Below are 20,072 nucleotides of genomic sequence, written 5' to 3'. Positions count from 1 at the left end.
AACTCCTAAATAAATTACAGTTTATTATCATTATACTATAAAAATATATAATTATTTTAATAATTATGTATTTTTATTAGAGAGAAATTGAAGTGATGCATATATTATATGGAAAAAAAATATAGATATGGAGGAGTTAAAATGACAAGTTTTAGTTCTTTTTCTGGTGTTATTACTATGATTAGTAACTTTTGGTCAGGTTCTGAAGAATCAATGGGATGTTATAAAATTATGACTGTACAAAGTAGAGAAGGAAATGTTGTAAACTTTGTGATAGAACCTACTACTTACTTTCTAGACCATGAAATGATGTCAGTCGGAGATATGGTTATTGGATTTTATGATATACATGCTCCTGTGCCTTTAATTTTCCCACCACAATTTAGAGCAATTGTTATGGCAAAACTTATACCAGGTGAAAATGTTAAGGTAGACTATTTTGATGAGCAATTAGTAAGTAGTGACGGTAAGTTAAAGTTAAATATTGCTCCATGTACTAGGATAATACTAGAAAATGGTCAACAATTTATTGGAAATGTTGAAAATCATGATTTAGTGGTTGTATATGGTCCTATTACAAGGAGTATCCCTGCCCAAACTACCCCCTATAAGATTATTATTCTGTGTCCTAGGGAATATTAGTAGCATTAATCTATATGTTAATAACTGGGGGATTACGAATCCCCCAGCAACTTATTTGAATGAAACCTTCTTATCTGAATGAAACCTTCTTATTTGAATTAGTTACGGGATTACAAATACTCCAGCAACTTGTTAAAATGAAACCTTCGAACGAATTAGAAGCTACTATGAATCACTATTAATTTTAGCTACTGTTAATCCTGTCTATTAAGGAATTCAAACTACCATGAATATCTTTTTTACAATTTGTTTTCCCTGCCTAATACATAATTTATTCCATACTCTATAATCTTAGGAGTTCTTTCTAATAGATCTTTTTTATTAACCCGCTCTGTATATTTATGTAGATCTTTCCCCCAAGGTCCTATATTTATTGTAGGAATTGATAAATCTTTAATTTTGTCAAAGGGTATACTATAGATGTCTCCCCATAACGGCATATTGTTTGTTAATTTATCTAAATTAAGCCCCCTTTGTTCCACAGAAAAATAACTCATATCTGAAATACCCATGAAATAATTTTTCTTAATATAACTTTCATTCCATTTATCAATAGTAAATTTATTTATTTCTTTAGATATATTTTTTACTTTATAGTTTAGATTGTTAAGCTTATGGTTAGAAACATGATTATAATAGGGTGGTACTAGTCCAATTACCACTATTGGATCATTATTACCTATATATTTTAATGTTTCCTTTATAATTATAGAGGTTCCATCAGGAAAGCTTATATCACCTGATATAAGTTTATTATTGATTTCTTTTAGGGTCTTATTATAGTTATTAATAAACTCTTCTCCTAAGTTTTTATATGCCATATCATAAATTTCATCAAAGGTTTTAACTTGTATATCTATTGATGACTTTGAAGAAACTATGGATCCCTTTTTCTCATATTCTTTAATTCTATTATTTATAAAACTATTAGTTTCCCTATTAGCCCCTTTAACTGTTTCTTTTAATTGATTTAATAACTCTTCTGGAGTTCTATTTAATGTAAGTATACTAAAATATCCCATAGCTCCCTTTGGAGATGATACATCATAGTTACCTTTTAAGTCTTTAAAACATCCAAAGGAAGGTGGTGGGGTTATTTCATCTTCAACCTTGTCTGAGAAAAATGAGCTTAATTCGATATTTCTCCATATATTGGCTAAAATACTTATTGGGTTTATTCCACTAAATACATCCTTTGTGTGACTTTGCTTACCCCTTACGTATATAATAGGCAATACCTTTCCAACAGAGCCTTCATATAGTACTCCTACTTCCTTTTCTTCTCTCCCATGGGGCTCAGAATTAATGGCTAACAAATAGTCTAAATTATGCTTGTTTTTTATGTCTTCTAGAAGATCAATACCTTTTCTCATGCCTGAAGAAAAGGTTTCTTCATCTGGAACTGATATAAGTAGTATATTTCCCACTAAATCTTTTATTTCAGAATATTTTTCTAATAGATATAGCTGTATAGCTGCTCCGGCTTTCATATCGGCAGTACCTCTACCAAATATCCACTCCTCACTTTTTAAGTCTTTCTTTATATCATCTGATATACCAACCTCTTCTAAATTTTCTTGTAGTTTCGATGGGTTTAGGGCATATTTTTCTAGTATTCCATAATCATCAATGTCTACTGCATCATGATGATGTAGTAGGATAATAGTTTTATCTCCCTTTCCCTTAACTAGTCCCCATACTATAGATCGATTATGTATGTCATTTTCTAATCTAACTTCTCCACAGTTTTTAGGGTTATTTGAAAAATATTTAATGTTTTTAATATGAGTGTATATATTATCTTCTATGTCCCTTTCTAGCTTTGTGTTTGTATCACTTTGTATAGAGATTAGTTTATAAAAAATATCTTTAATATTTTTTGATTGATTATAATACTTCACTCTACACCCCTCCTTTTTATTTGGCAATAAGGGTTTATTATTACTAGATGCTTTATGCTTCAAAGTCGGACTAGGCATGCCTAGTCCCTACATATGCGTTATATGCATATCTCAACCATTTACTTGTCATTCGTATTAAAACCCTTAACTAACTCTTCTTTTTTCTTCTTACTAAACTGTTTTATCTCATATTCCCTTTTAGCAGCATTACTTTTATTATTATGTTCTTCATAGTATGCTAACTTAACTGGTCTTCTTGCCCTTGTGTATTTAGCTCCTTTTCCACTATTGTGTTCCTTTACTCTTCTATCTATATCTGTAGTCCATCCTGTATATAAAGAGTTATCTTTACATCTTAATATGTAAACGTAGGGCATTTTGGGCCCTCCTTTCTATTGAAAAGGTAACCTTCGAATGAATTCAAAGCTACTGTGCTAAATCATATTGCAGATTAGGAAATCCCTTATTGACTAAATGAGTTGGGGGATTACGAATCCCCCAACAACCTAAAAACAACTAAAAATTATAGACTTCTAATAAATAAAATAATAAACAACTTAATTTAAAAACTAAATTAAGTTGTTTATTATTTTATTTATGTAATTTCCCGAAATTTTATAGATTTAAGATCGGACTAGGCATGCCTAGTCCCTACATCTACTCCACAGAACAAAGAAAGAACAACGGTGCCTTGTTCCTATATAGAAAATATATCCTTAATAATCAAAGACCCAGCACCTACTATACCAACATTGTCCTTTAATTTTGTTTCCCCTATATATACATTTTTCAAGTTATTATTCATGCTCTTTTTGGAAATGGTATTTTGTATTTCATCATATATAAAGTCTCCAGCTTTAGAAACCCCACCTGCTATTAAAATCATGCTGGGATTTAGGGTATTAATTATGGTTGATATTCCTATCCCAATATACTTACCAGTCTCCTTTAATACTTCTATTGATAACAAATCTCCTTTTAATGCCTCTCTGTAGATTTCTAGTGATGTTATATCTGAAGTTTTTAATCTGTCTTTAAGACTAGATGTTCTGCCCTTTTCTAAACCTTTAATAAATCTATTTACTATGGCCCTACCAGAGACCATGGCTTCAAGGCATCCATATCTTCCACACCTGCACTTTATATTTTCATCGGTTATCTTTATATGTCCAACTTCTCCGGCACCGAAATTATTACCTCTATATAATGCATCATTTATAAAAACTCCTGCTCCTACACCTGTTCCTATATTTAGGAGTACAAAGTTCTTTGAGTTTTTAGCATATCCAAACCATTTTTCTCCCAATGCCATAACCCTTGCATCATTATCTATTAGTACGGGTACATTAAATTCCTTTTTAAATGTATCAACTATATTAACATTATTCCAATTAAAAGCTGGAGCATATATAGACATACCCCTTTCTGTATCAATTAGACCATGAACCCCCATACCAATACCAATCACATTATTAAAGTTCTTATCATGTTCTTTTATTACTTCATATATGGAGCTTTTTATAGCTTCAAATATAGTTTCCACAGTTTTATCTTTAAAATCGATGGTTGTTTTATTAAGTATATTTCCGTTTATATTTATAAGTCCAGTGGTGACCTTTGTTATTCCTACATCAACTCCAACTACATATAGTTCATCGCTATTTAATTCAAGTAAAACTGGCTTTCTACCTCCACTTGACTTTCCTATCCCAACCTCTTTTATCGATTTGTTTTTTAAAAGATTGGTTACGATACTAGAAACTGTGGCAGGATTTAGTCCAATGGTTTTGGAAATATCTGCCCTTGATATGGGACCATATTCTCTAATGGTTTTTAATATCGAAACTGTATTTATTTTTTTTATTAATTTTTTATCTGCTTTACTAATAGTTTTCATTTAAATCACAACTTTCTTTGACTCCTAAATTAAGTGCATTACTAGTATAATAAATAAATTAGACATTGTCAAAACATTTAATTTTAGCCATGATTTTTCCATATCTAAAAAAATTCCATTTTTACGAAATTTGAATATAATCAAATATAATCCTTATTTTTCGTGTTAAATCGACTTATATCCCTTTCTTTGGAATTTAACATATAGATATTAAAGGAGTATCATAGTCAACAGGCGCTGGAATATAACAAATATATAATAGAGGTGATAAAAATGAATACTTTTATGAGTTTAGGTATCGCATTAATTGTAGGTATAGGTTTTGGAAAACTAATGAATAGGTTTAAGATTCCAGCGGTGGCTGGTTACATTGTGGCAGGACTTATTATTGGAGTTTCAGGTTTTAACATAATTGATAATGAAATAATAGATAAGCTCTCTTTTTTAAATGATTTTGCTTTAGGTATTATTGCCTTTAATATAGGTAGCGAACTTAAAATTTCTGTAATCAAAAAATTAGGTAAGTCTATTTTTCTAATAGCATTATGTGAAGCACTAGGGGCTTTTTTGTTCGTTTCAATAATAATATATATTTTAACATCTGGAGATATATCCACCGCATTAATCCTTGGAGCAATAGCTTCTGCTACTGCACCTGCTGCTACAATCATGGTTCTTAAGGAGTGTAGGGCCAGTGGTCCCTTAACAAGTACTCTTTTAGGGGTTGTGGCTGTGGATGATGCCATATGTCTTATGATATACTCAGTAGCATCTTCAATAGCAGGGGTTTTTATTAAACATGAAGTAGTCACTATATCTAAGATTGTGATACATCCATTAACTGAGATTGGACTTTCTATAGTCGTTGGGGGTATACTTGGAGTTTTCTTAAGTTATTTAATAAAAATATCAAAAAGTGATTCTGAAATACTTATATTTAATATAGGAATATTAATTCTATTAGTAGGCTTAGCAAATCGTTTTGGTTTATCACCTTTACTTACAGCTATGAGTTTAGGAATAACAACTACTAATATTTCTGCCAATGCAAGACGTGCTTTTTCAAGTGTAGAAGCCTTTTCTCCACCTATTATAGCAGCCTTTTTCACCCTTGCCGGATCTAGACTAGATATAGGTCTAATCCCCCATATAGGTGTTTTAGGAGTAGCATATTTAATATTCCGTATTATGGGTAAAATTTTAGGTGCTTTACTAGGAGGTAAATTATCAAATTCACCAACAGTGGTAAGAAGGAATATAGGGTTTGGTTTACTTTCCCAAGTAGGGGTTGCTGTTGGACTTGCTATAGTGGTAAACAAACAATTTCCAGGTTCAACTTTAGGATCATTAGTTATTACAATATTATTATCCACTACTATAATTACAGAAATAATTGGTCCAATAGCTACCAAAAATGCTATAATTAAAGCTAAGGAAGCTAAAATATAACAAAACCTTCGAAGTAATTCGAAGCTACCAATTTTATAAAGGAGGAATCTCTCTTATGTATGGACTTTTTCTAATATTGAATGACACTAGTTTGTTAGATGATATTTTGGAAATTTTCTATGAAGAAGGAGTAGGTGCCACGACTCTAGATAGTGTAGGTATGGGAAAGGTATTATTAGAACATCATGTAGATGTCCCTATATTTTCAAGTATAAGGAAATTTATAGAAGGAGACAAACCCTATAATAAGACTTTGATAAGTGTTATAAGGGACAAAGAAAAATTAGAAATAGTGAAAGATAAAATTAAAGAGAAATTGGACAACTTTAATAGACCCGGTGTTGGATTTATGTTTGTTATTCCTGTCCTTGAATGTTATGGGTCTAAGCACAAATAGAGGTATTGAAGTAGATATTATAATATCTACTTCAATACCTCTATTTCATAAGCATCAAACCATATTTTACTTTCCTTATTTGAAGAAACATAAAGTTTTAGCTGCTCTGCATTACCAATGTTAACTGACATATTATGTAAAGTCCACTGCTTTCCTAAAGCCCCTATATTTTTATCAATAATTCCTGTGAACTTCCCTTTATTAAATAGTTCTATAGATATAGTTGGTTTCATAACTACTTTGGATTTAATCCACATAGATAAATTAGTTTTTTTATTTTTTAAGTGATTAAATTCTTCACTATTTAAATCTATCATCCCTATAAAATATTTTTCATTTATGTCATCATTATCAACTCTAATGGAATATTTTCCACTATGATATATATCCTTATCGATACAAATTTTACTGTCTTCTGATTTTTTAAAAAAAGATTCTAACTCCTCTTCTTCAGCCATAATAAGAGACTTATCTAATTTATTTTTTTCTATATGATTATCCCCTTTATTTACTTCTTTTTGTACATCATCATCAATTTCATCATTTATTGTGCTTTTTTCCTCTATGTTTAGTTTATTAAAACTAAAGATAATTATAGGCAACAATAAAACAATAATAATAATAAATATTAATCCCTTTTTATTTAGTCCCTTATTTTTTACAATATTGTCTTCTTCTAAAATAGTATTAGCTTCATGGTGCTCTTCATTATTCATTAACTGATATAGTGTGGATGTTTCTAACTCCTCTAGTAAATCCCTGTATTTCGTATATTTATTATCTTTGCATTTTGTTATAATTTTAGATATATCCGGTGGCAGTTTATCTAATGTATCCCCATCTATTATCTTGTTACCAGTAAAGATAGTATAAACTAATCTAGCTATATTTTTAAGTACATTTGATGTATCTATGTCTAGATAATTTTCCTCTAAAATTATCAATCCTAGGGGGTGTATATTTCTCATACCATCTATTACAAAATTATGATAATTAAAAATGGAACTAAGAATATGGGGCTGAAATTCCCTTAGGTCATATAACATATTTAATAAAAAATGAACATATTTTACCTTATCACTTAAATAGAGTTCATTTTTATTAACATAATCCTTTAACTTATTATGGGACATATATCTAGAAATGATATTTAATCTGTCTTCTATTTCTACTACATCAACCACATTGTTTATAGTGTTTTTTAGTTTATCAGAGTCTAAAGTTTCAGTTAATTTTGTATTTGTTATACTATTTAATACGAAGAGCTCCTCTGTTATTTTATTTTTGCAAATAAAAACTTCCTGTTCCTCATTTTCTAGTATTGTTTCAACTACCTTTAATTCCTCTAATATATTTCCATTCATATAATCCCCTCCCGAGGAAATATATCTATATATTATCACTTTTTTCACCATTTGTCACAATGTTTTTACAAAGGTCTACACCTATATACATTAATAATATCTTTAAGGGCTGCCGATGCTGCGCCTTTGGGACTAGAGGCCCCTCCCATTGCTGAGACTATACCCATATCATCTGTATCAAATACAACGGCTTTGTTAGTATTATCTACACTATATAGCATATGATCCGATGAAATAGCTTTAGGTGAAACATCTATTTTTATACTATTTTTCTCTTTATAGGCCCTTGCTACTAATTTTATTTTACTATTATTATTTTTCCCTTTGACTATGTCCTCTTTTGTTACTTTATCGATTCCTACTATATTGATATCTTTTATTGTATAATTTGTACCTAAAAAAGTATTTGAGAGTAATAGTATCTTGCAACCACTGTCGATACCTTTAATGTCTAAACTACTATTGGTCTCGGCTATTCCCTTTTCTTTAGCTTCATCTAAAGCTTTGGAAAAAGGTAAATTTTCATCATTCATCTTAGTTAAAATATAATTTGTAGTTCCATTTAAAATACCTTCTATAGATTTTATTTTACAACCGGCTAAACTATATTCTGCTATGTCTACCGTGGGCAGAGCCGCCGCTGTTGCTCCACTATACTTTATAGATATCCCCTTTAATCTTGCTAGCCTCATTATTTGATCAAAGTTAGTTACAAGGGCACCTTTAGATATACATACAATATCCAAACCTTTATTTATACTTTCTTTTATAATATCTAATCCCGGTCTTCCTGTATTGATATCTGTAGGTGTAGACTCTACAAGCAAATCTCCCATAATAATATCCTGGGATTTTATAACATCATTATCCCTTTCACTATATTCTTCTAAACCCTCCGAGCCATTTTTACATTGTAACAATATATCAATATCTAACCCCTTTTCATTAAATATCGATAATTTACTTCCCAATACTCCCACTAGGGTAAATTCCAAATTATATCTTTCCTTTAAATAATCTTTTTTATATAATAATAATTTTACAAACTCTCTTCCTACATTGCCAAAACCTGATAATACTATATTTTTTTTCATAACATCCCTCCATTATTTTATTTAGTAAGGAGCACGGGATTGGTGAATCCATAAAAAAAGGTATCCATAAATGAATACCCCAAATCATTGTGACTTTTTTATAATTTTATATCCGTACCTTAAGGCTATAAACACCACAAAGGGTAATCCTATTATCATATAAAATAAAGGACCGAACTTGTCCATAAGGCTTTTTAACTGATCGGCATTCTCTCCAACCTTATATCCTATTACGTTCATTAAAACAATCCATGGGGTCATCCCCAAAATGGTATAAAATAGAAACTTTTTCTTATTCATTTTATTAATCCCTGCTATATAAGAAAAATAATTTCCTATAAAGGTTAATCTAGAAACACATACTGCCACTTCTCCATATTTCTCAAATAACCTAGACATTTTGTCTATCTGATGCTCATTTTTAGACATAAACTTGTTAAATCTCTTCTTTGCAATCCCATTAACTTGACTTCCTATTGCATAGGGTACCATAGCTGCTAATGTATAACATATACTGGATAGTGATATTATAATTATAGGATTTAAACTAAATTTTTTTATTAAGTATCCACTTAATATTAATATAAAGGTCCCTGGAAATGGTATTGCCGCCCCTTCAACTAGCATAGCAATAGGTATAGTAATATAACCGTATATACTAGCCTTTTCTGAAAAATTAATCAAAGTATCTGAAACTATGTCTATAATACTCATGTTCATAAAATATCCCCCAAATTTATAATCTATCCTTTTGATTATACCAAAAAACTAGGATTTTATACAAATTATTTATCATTATCTTTTATATCATAGTCAACATCTTCTATTATTTTGTCTTCAATATCTTCCTCTTTCTTTTTCCTTTCTTGCTCTAAAGCATATTCTTCAAGATCATCGGATAATTTAGTAAGTATAAATGCAACTATAGCCATATCATCCAATGCACTAAAAAAAAGTATAGGGGCTGGTATTAAGTCAATAGGACTAACCACATATACTAATCCTAATATTAGCCATATCTTTTTCCGCAGGGGAACTTCTTTATCAAATAAAAATTTTATTGCTAATGGTATCTTCTTTAGAAAACCAATTTTTCCTCTTCTTTTCATTGTGATCTATTCACTCCTTAACTTTAACTTAGTAATAGATTATATATATTGTAACAAGTTGGAGGATTACGAATCCCCCAACAACAAAAAGGCACCTTTGTTGCTTCTTTGTTCTGTGCAGGGTACAAGGTACAGTGAGCAGAGAATTGGTGAATCCATAAATATGTGTAGGAATTCAATATATTGAATCTCTTAGGTCTTCTTCTAAGAGTCCTATTACTATAAATATATTATATAATAAAAAACACATTCTAAGAATGTGTTTTTTATTATATAAACAATTGCATATCGGATTTCATTGCATCCTTTAAATAATCATAAACTTCTATTATTTCAACCTCTGGTATTAATTCCTCTTTTTTAAATCCCATAACCTCTTGGGATAGTTTACAACCATAAAACTTTATGTCCTTCTTTCTAGCACCTTCTAAAAAGTTTTCAAGTAGTGGTTTCTTTTTTTCTTTCATCATCTTTTTTAACATTTTCTGACCCATTCCTCCCATATTCATCTTTGATAGGGCCAACTTTTCGACTTTTTTAGGCGTAAATAAACTAAACATTTTCTCAAAAATGGATTTGTTTTCATTAATGTATTTGTTAGGATCCCTTATCACTAAAAGTCCCCAAAATGCAAAAAACATCGTTACATCTATTCCCATTTCTTTGGCACCATTGGCCAATATCAATGAAGCCAAGGCTTTATCATAATCTCCGCTAAAAACTAATAAATTTAATCTTTCAGACATAAAAACACCCCTTGAAATATGATTAATAGTTAGTTTAACCTTAAGAGATGTTTTTAATTCTTATTAAACTATTATAAAATTAACCTCTGGCAATTTACTTCTTAATTTTAAAGCTATGTTATGATTTTCAATGTCTTCAACATCTGGAGAAGATCCCATTAAAATATGGGTAATCTCATTATCAGCAGCAAAGTCAGTCATAGCTTTAGTAATGTCCTTTGCCCTTAAAACAGTTAAATTGGCTCCAACTTTTTTTGATACCTCAAATAAATACTCCAGTGCCTCTCCATCACTTAGATTTAAAAATTTATCATTTTCACTAACCACATGTATAACAAATAAGTTGTCATTCTCATCTTCTATCTTATCATATCCGTTTCTTATAAGTCTTTCACATGTCTTTTGCTGTGTAACACAAACCATAACATTCTTAGATTTCTTCATTTATATCTCCTTTCAAACACGGTGTTTAATTATATTCATTAAAACATACTTATAAACCCTATATCATTATATCAAGGTCAACATGAAAAATAAAGAACTAAGATATTTTTTTCTATTAAATTCCTATTGAAATCAGATAATAATGATATTATAGTAAATCTTAATAATATTTAATAAATATATATTATTTTAAGCATGAACAAAGAAAGCAAAACTATTTACCTCTCCTAAGTTTTGAAAAACACAAAGTGACCTTCAAACGAATTTAAATTCATTTATGCTAGATATAGGTGATAAGTCTAGATAATTCCCCGCCATAAAAAAACACACATTCTTTTGAATGTGTGTTTTTTTATGGCGGGAATATGTGGGAATCGAACCCACCCAAGACGCTCCTAACGCCTCGAACTGGTTTTGAAGACCAGAGGGCACACCAGCACCCATCTACTCCCATAAACTATTAACTTGTTGCGACTAGTATATTATAGCATATATATCTTTTTTGTCAAGGATTTAGTTAACAACTTTAGTGACAATCTGGTTTAACAGTAGAGAAAACAAATGAAAGAACAATAAACTTATTGTAGTTGAATAGATTTTTTTAAGCTTTAAGTTTTATTTCTATGAAATTTATGGTAAAATAGATATGGGTACTATTTTAACCATGTGGGACAAATTTATTCCCTCAATATTTTCTTCATATTTTGTTTATAATAATTAAGTAATTATGCTATATTTGCGTTAATTATGCCATAAATATATAAAAAATATATTATAAAATTAGGAGGTTTATTATGTTGGTATCTGTAAAGGAAATGCTCTTAAAAGCAGCTAAGGAAAAGTATGCAGTAGGTCACTTCAATATCAATAACTTAGAATGGACCAAAGCTATTTTGTTAACTGCACAAGAAAACAAATCACCAGTAATTTTAGGTGTGTCTGAAGGTGCTACAAAATATATGGGTGGATATAAGACTGTTGTGGGTATGGTAAAAGGTCTAATGGAGGACTTAGACATCCAAATTCCAGTTGCGATACACTTAGATCATGGTAGCTATGAAGGTGCTATAAATGCCATGGAAGCCGGTTATTCTTCAGTTATGTTCGATGGATCCCATTATGACATCGAAGAAAATATTGAAAAAACTAAAAAAATAATAAAAATGGCCAGTGAAAAAGGTATTTCTGTAGAAGCAGAGGTTGGTTCAATTGGTGGTGAAGAAGATGGAGTTATAGGAGTAGGAGAGGTTGCTGACCCTAGTCAGTGTAAAGCCATTTCAGATTTGGGTGTTTCAATACTAGCTGCTGGTATTGGTAATATTCATGGTAAATACCCAAAAAATTGGAAGGGTTTAGACTTTGATGTTTTAGCTAAGATTAATGAAGTTACTGATGATGTACCATTGGTTTTACATGGTGGTACAGGGATTCCAGAAGAGATGATCAAAAAAGCTATATCATTGGGAGTGGCAAAAATTAATGTAAATACAGAATGTCAATTGGCCTTCGCAGAAGCCACCCGTGGTTATATTGAAGCAGGAAAAGATCTCAAAGGAAAAGGCTATGATCCTAGAAAGCTTCTAGCCCCTGGTTTTGAGGCAATTAAAAAAACAGTAAAAGAAAAAATGGAGTTATTTGGCTCAATCAACAAAGGGTAATTAGTTTATAAAGTTGAAGAACAGTACCAAATATTTGGTGCTGTTCTTTTTCTATAATGAATATCTAATATTTTCTACTATATTTATCCCTAATAAACATAACTCCAAACAACCATAATGAATATAAACACCACCAACATAAAATTAGTACTACCAAAGGAAATATTTAAGTGTCTTAACCTTTTAATTATATTATAATCCTTTTCAATGATTTTCTTATATATCAAATACCCTATGCCTATTGAAACCATATAATTTATCCAATTAACTATATCAGTAACTTTTACAAATGAAAGCTCAACTCCAAAAAATCCCTTAGTCAATGGCATATAGAAGTTTCCTAGTATAATACACATCATAGCAAGAATAAGCATAGCCAATTCATGATGATAGTTTCTAAGTTTTTGAACTTTAAATTTCCCAAAGAAAATTTGAGACATCTTTACAAAGGATATTCCCGTGCCCAGGTTGATGATGTACAGTAATATAGTCTTAACAGTGTTACCTTTAAAGCCATATTTGATTATAGTCTTACTTACAAATCCATTGAAAAGAGGTGCTCCAGTAATAGACAACATTCCGATAATCATAAAGCAGGAAGCTATGGGCATATTTTTAAATACTCCCCTTATGTCTGTTATTTTCCTTGTTCCGTATACATTTATAATATATCCTGCCCCCATAAATAATAAAGATTTAAACATGGCATGATTAAATATATGTATGATACCACCAATATAAGTCTTCCCCGACATACTACTAAGTCCCATTAATATGATACCAATCTGGGATATGGTATGAAAGGCTAATATTTGTTTTATATCTTTTTGACTTAGGGCAAAAAATATTCCAGATATTGCAGTTAGGCATCCTAGTATAAAAAATAAATCGTACATAATATCAATATTATATACTTTATTAAATCTAATAAATGCATATAACCCACTTTTTATTAATAGCCCTGATAATAAAGCCGATATGGATGCTGGGGCTGCACCGTGGGCCTTTGGGAGCCAATTATATACAGGAAAAAATGCAGACTTGACTCCAACAGCAGCCATTATAAAAATATATGATAATATTATAACAGAATTTTCTCCTATATAACTAATTTTCTCAGAAATTATATCCATATTTAAACTTCCTGTGGTAATATATATAAATATTAGTCCTAATAGATAAAATATAGTTCCCACACTATTAAACAAAAGGTAGTATAATCCTGATCTTACCGAATAACCATCCTTTTTATATATAATAAGAATTGTTGATATAATAGTTGTTATTTCAATAAAAACAAATAGATTAAATATATCATTAGTCTGTATCAATCCTAGAAAAGTTCCTTCAAGGAATAATAGGAAAAACAAAAATTTAAAATCATGTTTTCTTTTTTCCCAGCTATATATTAAAACCATCCACCATATAAAAATACTAAGAAAGATAAAAGAAATAGATAACTGATCATTTCTTAGGGATATTGAAACCACCTTATTCCAACCCCCTAAGACTAATATATGTCTGTCTATTAACTTATCATAAAATATATAATACCTTACCGTTAAAAATGTTATTATTAATTGGGATAAAAAAATTAAGTAATTAAAGGATTTTTTATTTATTATATAAATAAGCATTGCAGTTATAATTGGGATGAAAATTATATATATAGGTACAAACTCCATTTTATCCTTTCCTTTCTATTAATTCTTTCCAATTTAGGGTTCCATAATAGTGAAATATTTTTATACTTAACATAAGTGCCAAAGCAGTTATGGCCGCTCCTATTACAATAGTTGTTATCATAAGAGCTTGGGGTAGTGGATCTACCATATTTTCAGCTTCTTTAGTAAATTCAGATATTATTGGTATCTCCATAGAACCTATAGTGCCGAAGTTTAAAAATATTATTATAACAGATGATTGGATGATGTTATAAAATATTATTGACTTTATAATGTTTTTATTTGTAGATATACCATATATACCAATACCTAATAATATAAAGGACAGTACTAGACTGAATTTCATTATTTCCCCTCCTCAATAAAGGTTGAAAATATTAAAACAAGACCTATGGAAACTTTAATTCCTATAAATAGGTTTAAAATTGTTAAAAATATTGCTTTAAAGTTTGCTTTAGTGTCTAAAGGTAGAAAACTTGTAAAAATTTCTCCTCTAGTAATTAAACCTATTGACGAGATTGCTATTATTAATATGAACACATATTTTTCTAGTTTAACTAGTAAATTTAAATCTCTGATTTTCTCTGGATAGATAAAATAACTAATCAATATTCCAGTAGCTAGTATAGCTCCACCTTGAAAGCCACCTCCTGGGGACAAGTGACCATTTATTATTATATAAAATCCATATAAAAGGATAAACGGGAACAATACCCTACTTATACATCTAAGTATCTCTGAAGTTTTCAAGTAACCCCTCCTTAATTTTATCTAAAGAATATCATCATCCCTTTTAGATATGAATATAATCCCTGAAACAACAATTATTAATATACTTGCCTCAAATATTGAATCAAATAGTCTATAATCTAAATATATACCGGTAACAATATTTTTTGAGCCTGTGTCACTATATGTATTGTTTATATAATAGTCTTTACTACTGGTATCTACATTTTCAGTAGCATTAAACCCTATATTAATAAATACCGTTATCAATACTATCAATATAAATATTAAAAGGATTTTTTTAATCATCCATTTCCCCCTCACCTATTTTAATAACTTTAATTTTTTTTTGATCCTCCGCTAACTTTTCTAATTTATTCATAAGTATACTAGTTTTTTTACCTTTTAACATGTATTTATCACTTTTTTTACATTTTTCTATTACTAAATCTATATTTCTAGTACGGAAAATGCCTTGCAATTGATCATACTTTTGATGGCTAATCACAAGTTTTAAATTATAATGTTTAGTAAATTCCTCTAATAATTTATACCCCTCCCCCTTTAAGTTATCATTATTTAAAAAGAAATCATCTTCTTCACTAATATGACTAACTACTAAAAACTCTCTTTGTTTAGAAATAGCAATTATATATACAAGAGGGATAATAGCACTTCCTATGGCTGCCTCCGCCAGAGCTAAATCAGGTGCTTTTAGGAAATAATAAACACCAGCTGTAATTAATGAAAATACAGAAAATGAAATAACAACTCTAAGATTATCTTTAATTTTTATCATATAAATACATAAGAATATAAGTAATATTTGTAATAAGTGACTAATCTTCATTTTTAACCTCATCCTTTATACCTATTCCGTTTAGATAGGCAGATCTAGATATTATATGATTGCTAACTGGATTAGTTAGCATAATAAAAAACATTATAAGGAAAAGTCTCAGTGTCAATTGACTAAAACCTGACCTTATAATCATGGCTATTATTATTGTTATAAAGGCAACAGTATCTATTTTACTACTGGTAAGTAACCTTACATACATATTGTCAAATCTATATATACCAATCATTCCAAATACAATATATACCCATGATAAAACTAATAAGATTTTGTAGATCACTTTAATCTACCCCCTCTTTTAATAAACCTTGATAATAGTGTTATTCCAATAAAGCCTATTATTCCATATGATATAGCAACATCTAGTAAAAATATATTATTTTTGTATACTCCATATACAGTTAATAATAAAATTGTCTTAGCTGATATAAGATTTAATGCCAATAGTCTATCCCATATGGTTGGACCTATTATCATTCTTATCATTGTTACAAACATAGCTACTACAAGCAAGGCCATTGTTATAATCAAAAACATTATTTCATCCTTTCCTTTATAAAAATTTTTTCATATTTTTCTTTAATTTCTGCCGCCAAATTGTCGCCTCTTTTTTTACAATCATCTATTGATAACACCACCAGTCTATTTTTATCTGTATCAATTGTTAATGTTCCTGGAGTTAAAGTAATTGCGTTTGAAATAATAGTTATAATGAACATGTTCTTCGTAGCTAAATCAACATTTACAAATACTGGACTACAATCTTTTTTTATTATTCTTATTATATATGAAAAAGATGATTTATATATTTCAAACATAAGTCTAATGGTAAACCTAATAATACTTAATAGATTAGGAATTTTTATTTTAAATTCTCCTTTATCGTATATAATTCCTTTAGAACTAATAGTCACAATGATGCTTATCAATAGTCCAATTATTAAATTTGGAACCTGTAAGTTCATTGTTAACATAAGCCAAAAAATATATAGAAATATGCATAGTTTATAACTTTTTTTAATTAATCCCATAACAACCTCCTATATTAGTTGCTTTTATGTTCTTTTTTCCTAATTAAGATAATTTTCATCATATTTGTTTCTGTATATTTTATATTAGATTTATCAATCATACTGCCTAAAATATACAAGTCATCATTTTCATTTGTATCTCCAAGAAGCTCCCAGTATAGTTCTTCTACTTCCTCTGAACGATCTGACATAATCTTGTTTTTTAAATCCTTTAAAACCTTAGCATCATTTATATTACAGCATATGGAAATCTTAGTTTCTCTATCATTTTCTTTTACGTTTATATGTATTGACGAAGTTTTGTTATTTAATAAAAAGGTGATTAACTCATTAATCATTCCAATTATTCTTTGTTTTTCTTTATCCATTTAACCCCTCCCCTTTGAAGTTTGGAATTTTAACTATATATTTTTCATGTGTGATTAGAATTATTCACTAGAGGTTTCATAAAAAGAATTGAATTTATAATTTAAAATGAAGAGCCACTCTTTAGATTTTGCTGTTAATTATTTATAAAAGTTCTGATTTTAAGATTTTATTATGTTTCTACCCTTTTAACCTATTGAAAATCATTTTTTATACTTTAAAAATAACTAAAGCTTTAATAAAAGACAAGAAATTTTTCAGAAGACATAAATGTGATAAGTGTTTTTAATGAAATGTTTTTTAATTTAAACTAACTATTTATTATAATTTATTTTATTATACATAATTTATTCTGAATTTTCAATAATTTCATTTAAAATAAATAAAGCTATTTGAAAAACATTTCAATTAGCTTTATTTAGAAATTTATTTAATAATTTTTTATTTTAAATCTTCCATTTTTATAACTTAATTCGTAAATTTCAGTACGTTCCTTTTTATAGTTACCATCGAAATAATAAGTTCTATTATCAACTATAATTGTTGTCTTTTCCCCATAGTCTAATATTTTATAATCTAATATTTCATAGTCACTCATGTTTTTATAAATATTTTCTAGGTATAATCCTATTTCACTATGTGACATATTATCATTTGATGATATATCTATATGCATTGCCGCAGTTTGATATTTCTTATTTTTTAATTCCTTTAAAAATTCTTCTACTTCACTAATAGGTTCTAAATAGTCCTCATTAACTATTAAGGGATTATAGGTTAATGGTTCCTTTATACCATAATAATTATAAAATACATCCCTAATTTCCCCTTCAATATAGATTTGGACTTTATCTACTTTATCCAATTGATCTAGGCTATTTACAATGGAAAACAATACAAAAGCTTCTTCTTTTTCAGTGGCACTTGACTTTATTATCCCTTTTGAAAAACTAACATGGGCAACATTATCTATAACTTCAACTGATAGTAGTTTTGTTCCATTGGGCATTATACTTCCTAATGCTCCTTTCTTGCTACCTTTAATTAATTCATTAATTACTATTTCTTCAAGTTTAGAGTTTTCAGTATTTACTAATCTGTTTTCCTCCACCAAACGGGTATTCTCCTCGTTGGGAAAATATAATTTTACCTCATAGTAATCTTTACTGGTTAAAGGTCCTATTGGGGGATAATTGTTACTATCTTTTGTAATTTCATTATAATTTGTACATGCTGTTAAAGGTATAATCAATATAAACAAAATATAAATAATTTTTTTAAACATATTTATCCCTCCCCATAGACTATACTACCCCCACATCAGTGGGTAGTTTTATATAAAATGTAGTTCCTTTTTCAGGTTCACTTTCAACTTCAATGGTACCTTGATGTAAGCTAACTATCTGGTGGGTTATGGATAACCCTAGGCCCGTTCCTCCTGTATTTCTTGACCTAGCTTTATCAACCCTATAAAATCTATCAAATATATGGGCTAGACTATCTTTATCTATGCCTATACCATTATCTTCGATTTCTATAATAGCAAAGTTATCCTTTGAATATAAACTTACATTTACATAACCGCCTTCTTTTGTATACTTAATTCCATTATGAATTATATTTATTATAGCTTGTTTTATCTTATCAGAGTCAATATTTATTTGTATTTGTTCATTAGTTTTCAAATTAAGATCTATTGATTTTTCCTCTGCTAGAGGCTTTATTTGGTGGACAATCCTCTCTAATAGATAGTTTATATATGTGGTTTTATAATCTAAATGTAACTTCTTTTTGTCCATATCAACTAACGTTAATAAATCACTTATAATATTATTAAGTCTATCAACTTCATCATTTATATCCTTTAAAAACTCCTTATAGATTTCTATATTTCCCTCTTCCTGATGTACTAAAGATTCTGATAATAGTTTAATAGAACTTAATGGAGTTCTTAATTCATGGGATACATTAGCAACAAAATCTTTTCTCTGAGTATCAACTTGATTTAGTTTTGTAACCATGGTGTTAAATATGTCAGCCATTTTTTTAAATTCGTCATTTGTTTCAATTGTCACTTTTTCTTCTAAATTTCCATGGGATATCTTTTTTATGGTGCTAATAAATTTATCAATAGGTTTAGCTAAAAATCCTGCAAACACAAAGCTTAAAAAAGCTATAATTAAAATACTGGTTAAAGAGATAACCACAAGCTTTTTATTGATTTCATCTACCATAGTGTATATGTCATTTAATGATGTTGATACCAATGTGGCACCTATGATATCATCTCCCATTTTTATTGGAACAGCCACATACATAACATTACCAAATTGTTTCAGCTTATATATGCTGGAATTAACATCTCCTTTTAAAGCCTTTTGTATTTCATCGTGTTTAAAAACTTCTCCAATAAATCTACCATTAGAATCTCCTTTTACAATATTATTATTATTTACAATAATGATTCTAGACTCTATCTCTTTACTATAACTTTCTACTATCCCTTTTAAATAACCATCTATCTCTATCATCTCCGAAGATATGGGTGTTAAATAATACTTAATCCGATTTGATATAGTATTTGCACTTGTCAATGAATCTAATTTTTCTTGATCTAAATAAATATTTAATATTGTCTGACTAATAAAAAGATTAATAATTATTAATGCGATAATTACCAATAATAAATAGGTGGAAACTA

General features: G+C 28.9%; 24 protein-coding genes and 1 tRNA gene. 4 read left to right on the top strand and 21 right to left on the bottom strand.

Going from position 1 to position 20,072, the window contains the following annotated elements; genetic code table 11:
* The first annotated feature begins 141 nt into the window (after positions 1 to 141).
* A complete protein-coding gene (locus V6137_RS04205) occupies positions 142 to 642 on the top strand; it encodes a hypothetical protein (RefSeq protein ID WP_425446632.1) in 501 nt (166 codons plus the stop codon).
* 239 nt (positions 643 to 881) lie between these two features.
* Here V6137_RS04205 and V6137_RS04200 read toward each other — a convergent pair whose 3' ends face one another.
* From V6137_RS04200 to V6137_RS04190, 3 genes are all read right to left on the bottom strand, one after another.
* Positions 882 to 2,543 (bottom strand): M20/M25/M40 family metallo-hydrolase, encoded by a 1,662-nt coding sequence (locus tag V6137_RS04200; protein ID WP_425446631.1) that lies wholly within the window; start codon positions 2,541 to 2,543, stop codon positions 882 to 884.
* 119 nt (positions 2,544 to 2,662) lie between these two features.
* Positions 2,663 to 2,920, bottom strand: coding sequence for a GIY-YIG nuclease family protein (locus V6137_RS04195; protein ID WP_425446630.1), 258 nt, complete (start codon positions 2,918 to 2,920; stop codon positions 2,663 to 2,665).
* 320 nt (positions 2,921 to 3,240) lie between these two features.
* Entirely contained in the window at positions 3,241 to 4,440 is a 1,200-nt protein-coding gene (locus V6137_RS04190; RefSeq protein ID WP_425446629.1) for an ROK family transcriptional regulator, read from the bottom strand.
* 273 nt (positions 4,441 to 4,713) lie between these two features.
* Here V6137_RS04190 and V6137_RS04185 point away from each other — a divergent pair, with 273 nt between their 5' ends.
* Both V6137_RS04185 and V6137_RS04180 read left to right on the top strand, forming a co-directional pair.
* Positions 4,714 to 5,889 carry a cation:proton antiporter gene (locus V6137_RS04185; protein ID WP_425446628.1) on the top strand — a complete coding sequence of 392 codons (1,176 nt, stop codon included), beginning with the start codon at positions 4,714 to 4,716 and terminating at the stop codon, positions 5,887 to 5,889.
* A gap of 55 nt (positions 5,890 to 5,944) precedes the next feature.
* The gene (locus V6137_RS04180) at positions 5,945 to 6,286 is read left to right on the top strand and encodes a hypothetical protein (protein WP_425446627.1); all 342 of its coding nucleotides are present in this window, start codon (positions 5,945 to 5,947) and stop codon (positions 6,284 to 6,286) included.
* A 26-nt stretch (positions 6,287 to 6,312) separates the two neighbouring features.
* Here the strand turns inward: V6137_RS04180 and V6137_RS04175 are convergent, their stop codons facing one another.
* The 7 genes from V6137_RS04175 to V6137_RS04145 all read right to left on the bottom strand — a co-directional run bounded on the left by V6137_RS04175 (position 6,313) and on the right by V6137_RS04145 (position 11,495).
* Positions 6,313 to 7,650 (bottom strand): hypothetical protein, encoded by a 1,338-nt coding sequence (locus V6137_RS04175; protein ID WP_425446626.1) that lies wholly within the window; start codon positions 7,648 to 7,650, stop codon positions 6,313 to 6,315.
* Positions 7,651 to 7,715: 65 nt separating this feature from the next.
* Positions 7,716 to 8,744 (bottom strand): homoserine dehydrogenase, encoded by a 1,029-nt coding sequence (locus V6137_RS04170; protein ID WP_425446625.1) that lies wholly within the window; start codon positions 8,742 to 8,744, stop codon positions 7,716 to 7,718.
* An 84-nt stretch (positions 8,745 to 8,828) separates the two neighbouring features.
* Positions 8,829 to 9,464, bottom strand: a complete 636-nt coding sequence (locus V6137_RS04165; RefSeq protein WP_425446624.1) for a DedA family protein — start codon at positions 9,462 to 9,464, stop codon at positions 8,829 to 8,831.
* A gap of 65 nt (positions 9,465 to 9,529) precedes the next feature.
* Positions 9,530 to 9,853, bottom strand: a complete 324-nt coding sequence (locus tag V6137_RS04160) for a YkvA family protein (RefSeq protein WP_425446623.1) — start codon at positions 9,851 to 9,853, stop codon at positions 9,530 to 9,532.
* Between the two features lie 269 nt (positions 9,854 to 10,122).
* Complete coding sequence (locus V6137_RS04155; protein ID WP_425446622.1) at positions 10,123 to 10,599, bottom strand: DsrE/DsrF/DrsH-like family protein; 477 nt, start codon at positions 10,597 to 10,599, stop codon at positions 10,123 to 10,125.
* Between the two features lie 63 nt (positions 10,600 to 10,662).
* A complete protein-coding gene (locus tag V6137_RS04150) occupies positions 10,663 to 11,043 on the bottom strand; it encodes an adenine nucleotide alpha hydrolase family protein (RefSeq protein ID WP_425446621.1) in 381 nt (126 codons plus the stop codon).
* Positions 11,044 to 11,398: 355 nt separating this feature from the next.
* Positions 11,399 to 11,495 (bottom strand) — tRNA-Sec (locus V6137_RS04145).
* A 342-nt stretch (positions 11,496 to 11,837) separates the two neighbouring features.
* Here V6137_RS04145 and fba point away from each other — a divergent pair.
* Positions 11,838 to 12,701: a class II fructose-1,6-bisphosphate aldolase gene (gene fba / locus V6137_RS04140; protein WP_425446620.1), complete on the top strand. Its 864-nt coding sequence runs from the start codon at positions 11,838 to 11,840 to the stop codon at positions 12,699 to 12,701.
* Positions 12,702 to 12,790: 89 nt separating this feature from the next.
* On the opposite strand, the gene V6137_RS04135 is transcribed toward fba, so the two are convergent.
* The 11 genes from V6137_RS04135 to V6137_RS04085 form a co-directional block, all read right to left on the bottom strand.
* Positions 12,791 to 14,191, bottom strand: coding sequence for a complex I subunit 5 family protein (locus V6137_RS04135; RefSeq protein WP_425446619.1), 1,401 nt, complete (start codon positions 14,189 to 14,191; stop codon positions 12,791 to 12,793).
* 196 nt (positions 14,192 to 14,387) lie between these two features.
* A complete protein-coding gene (locus tag V6137_RS04130; protein ID WP_425446618.1) occupies positions 14,388 to 14,732 on the bottom strand; it encodes a sodium:proton antiporter in 345 nt (114 codons plus the stop codon).
* Positions 14,732 to 15,136, bottom strand: coding sequence for an MnhB domain-containing protein (locus tag V6137_RS04125; RefSeq protein ID WP_425446617.1), 405 nt, complete (start codon positions 15,134 to 15,136; stop codon positions 14,732 to 14,734). Before V6137_RS04125 ends, V6137_RS04130 begins: the two co-directional genes overlap by 1 nt.
* A 21-nt stretch (positions 15,137 to 15,157) precedes the next feature.
* Positions 15,158 to 15,424 carry a hydrogen gas-evolving membrane-bound hydrogenase subunit E gene (mbhE, locus tag V6137_RS04120; RefSeq protein ID WP_425446616.1) on the bottom strand — a complete coding sequence of 89 codons (267 nt, stop codon included), beginning with the start codon at positions 15,422 to 15,424 and terminating at the stop codon, positions 15,158 to 15,160.
* On the bottom strand, positions 15,417 to 15,965 hold the full coding sequence (locus V6137_RS04115) for a Na(+)/H(+) antiporter subunit B (RefSeq protein ID WP_425446615.1): 549 nt from the start codon (positions 15,963 to 15,965) through the stop codon (positions 15,417 to 15,419). The genes mbhE and V6137_RS04115 overlap by 8 nt, the downstream gene beginning before the upstream one ends.
* On the bottom strand, positions 15,955 to 16,254 hold the full coding sequence (mnhG, locus tag V6137_RS04110; protein ID WP_425446614.1) for a monovalent cation/H(+) antiporter subunit G: 300 nt from the start codon (positions 16,252 to 16,254) through the stop codon (positions 15,955 to 15,957). The genes V6137_RS04115 and mnhG overlap by 11 nt, the downstream gene beginning before the upstream one ends.
* Positions 16,251 to 16,511 carry an MrpF/PhaF family protein gene (locus V6137_RS04105; RefSeq protein WP_425446613.1) on the bottom strand — a complete coding sequence of 87 codons (261 nt, stop codon included), beginning with the start codon at positions 16,509 to 16,511 and terminating at the stop codon, positions 16,251 to 16,253. The genes mnhG and V6137_RS04105 overlap by 4 nt, the downstream gene beginning before the upstream one ends.
* Positions 16,511 to 17,005, bottom strand: a complete 495-nt coding sequence (locus tag V6137_RS04100) for a Na+/H+ antiporter subunit E (protein ID WP_425446612.1) — start codon at positions 17,003 to 17,005, stop codon at positions 16,511 to 16,513. Before V6137_RS04100 ends, V6137_RS04105 begins: the two co-directional genes overlap by 1 nt.
* A 14-nt stretch (positions 17,006 to 17,019) precedes the next feature.
* Entirely contained in the window at positions 17,020 to 17,373 is a 354-nt protein-coding gene (locus V6137_RS04095) for a hypothetical protein (RefSeq protein WP_425446611.1), read from the bottom strand.
* A gap of 428 nt (positions 17,374 to 17,801) precedes the next feature.
* On the bottom strand, positions 17,802 to 18,656 hold the full coding sequence (locus V6137_RS04090; RefSeq protein ID WP_425446610.1) for a GerMN domain-containing protein: 855 nt from the start codon (positions 18,654 to 18,656) through the stop codon (positions 17,802 to 17,804).
* Positions 18,657 to 18,675: 19 nt separating this feature from the next.
* Complete coding sequence (locus tag V6137_RS04085) at positions 18,676 to 20,052, bottom strand: sensor histidine kinase (protein WP_425446609.1); 1,377 nt, start codon at positions 20,050 to 20,052, stop codon at positions 18,676 to 18,678.
* Positions 20,053 to 20,072: the final 20 nt, after the last annotated feature.

The sequence above is a fragment of the Dethiothermospora halolimnae genome (assembly GCF_037577855.1).
Lineage (GTDB): Bacteria > Bacillota > Clostridia > Tissierellales > VENL01 > Dethiothermospora > Dethiothermospora halolimnae.
The sequence above is the reverse complement of the archived record's forward strand: the minus strand, read 5'-3'. Positions and strand labels throughout refer to the sequence as shown.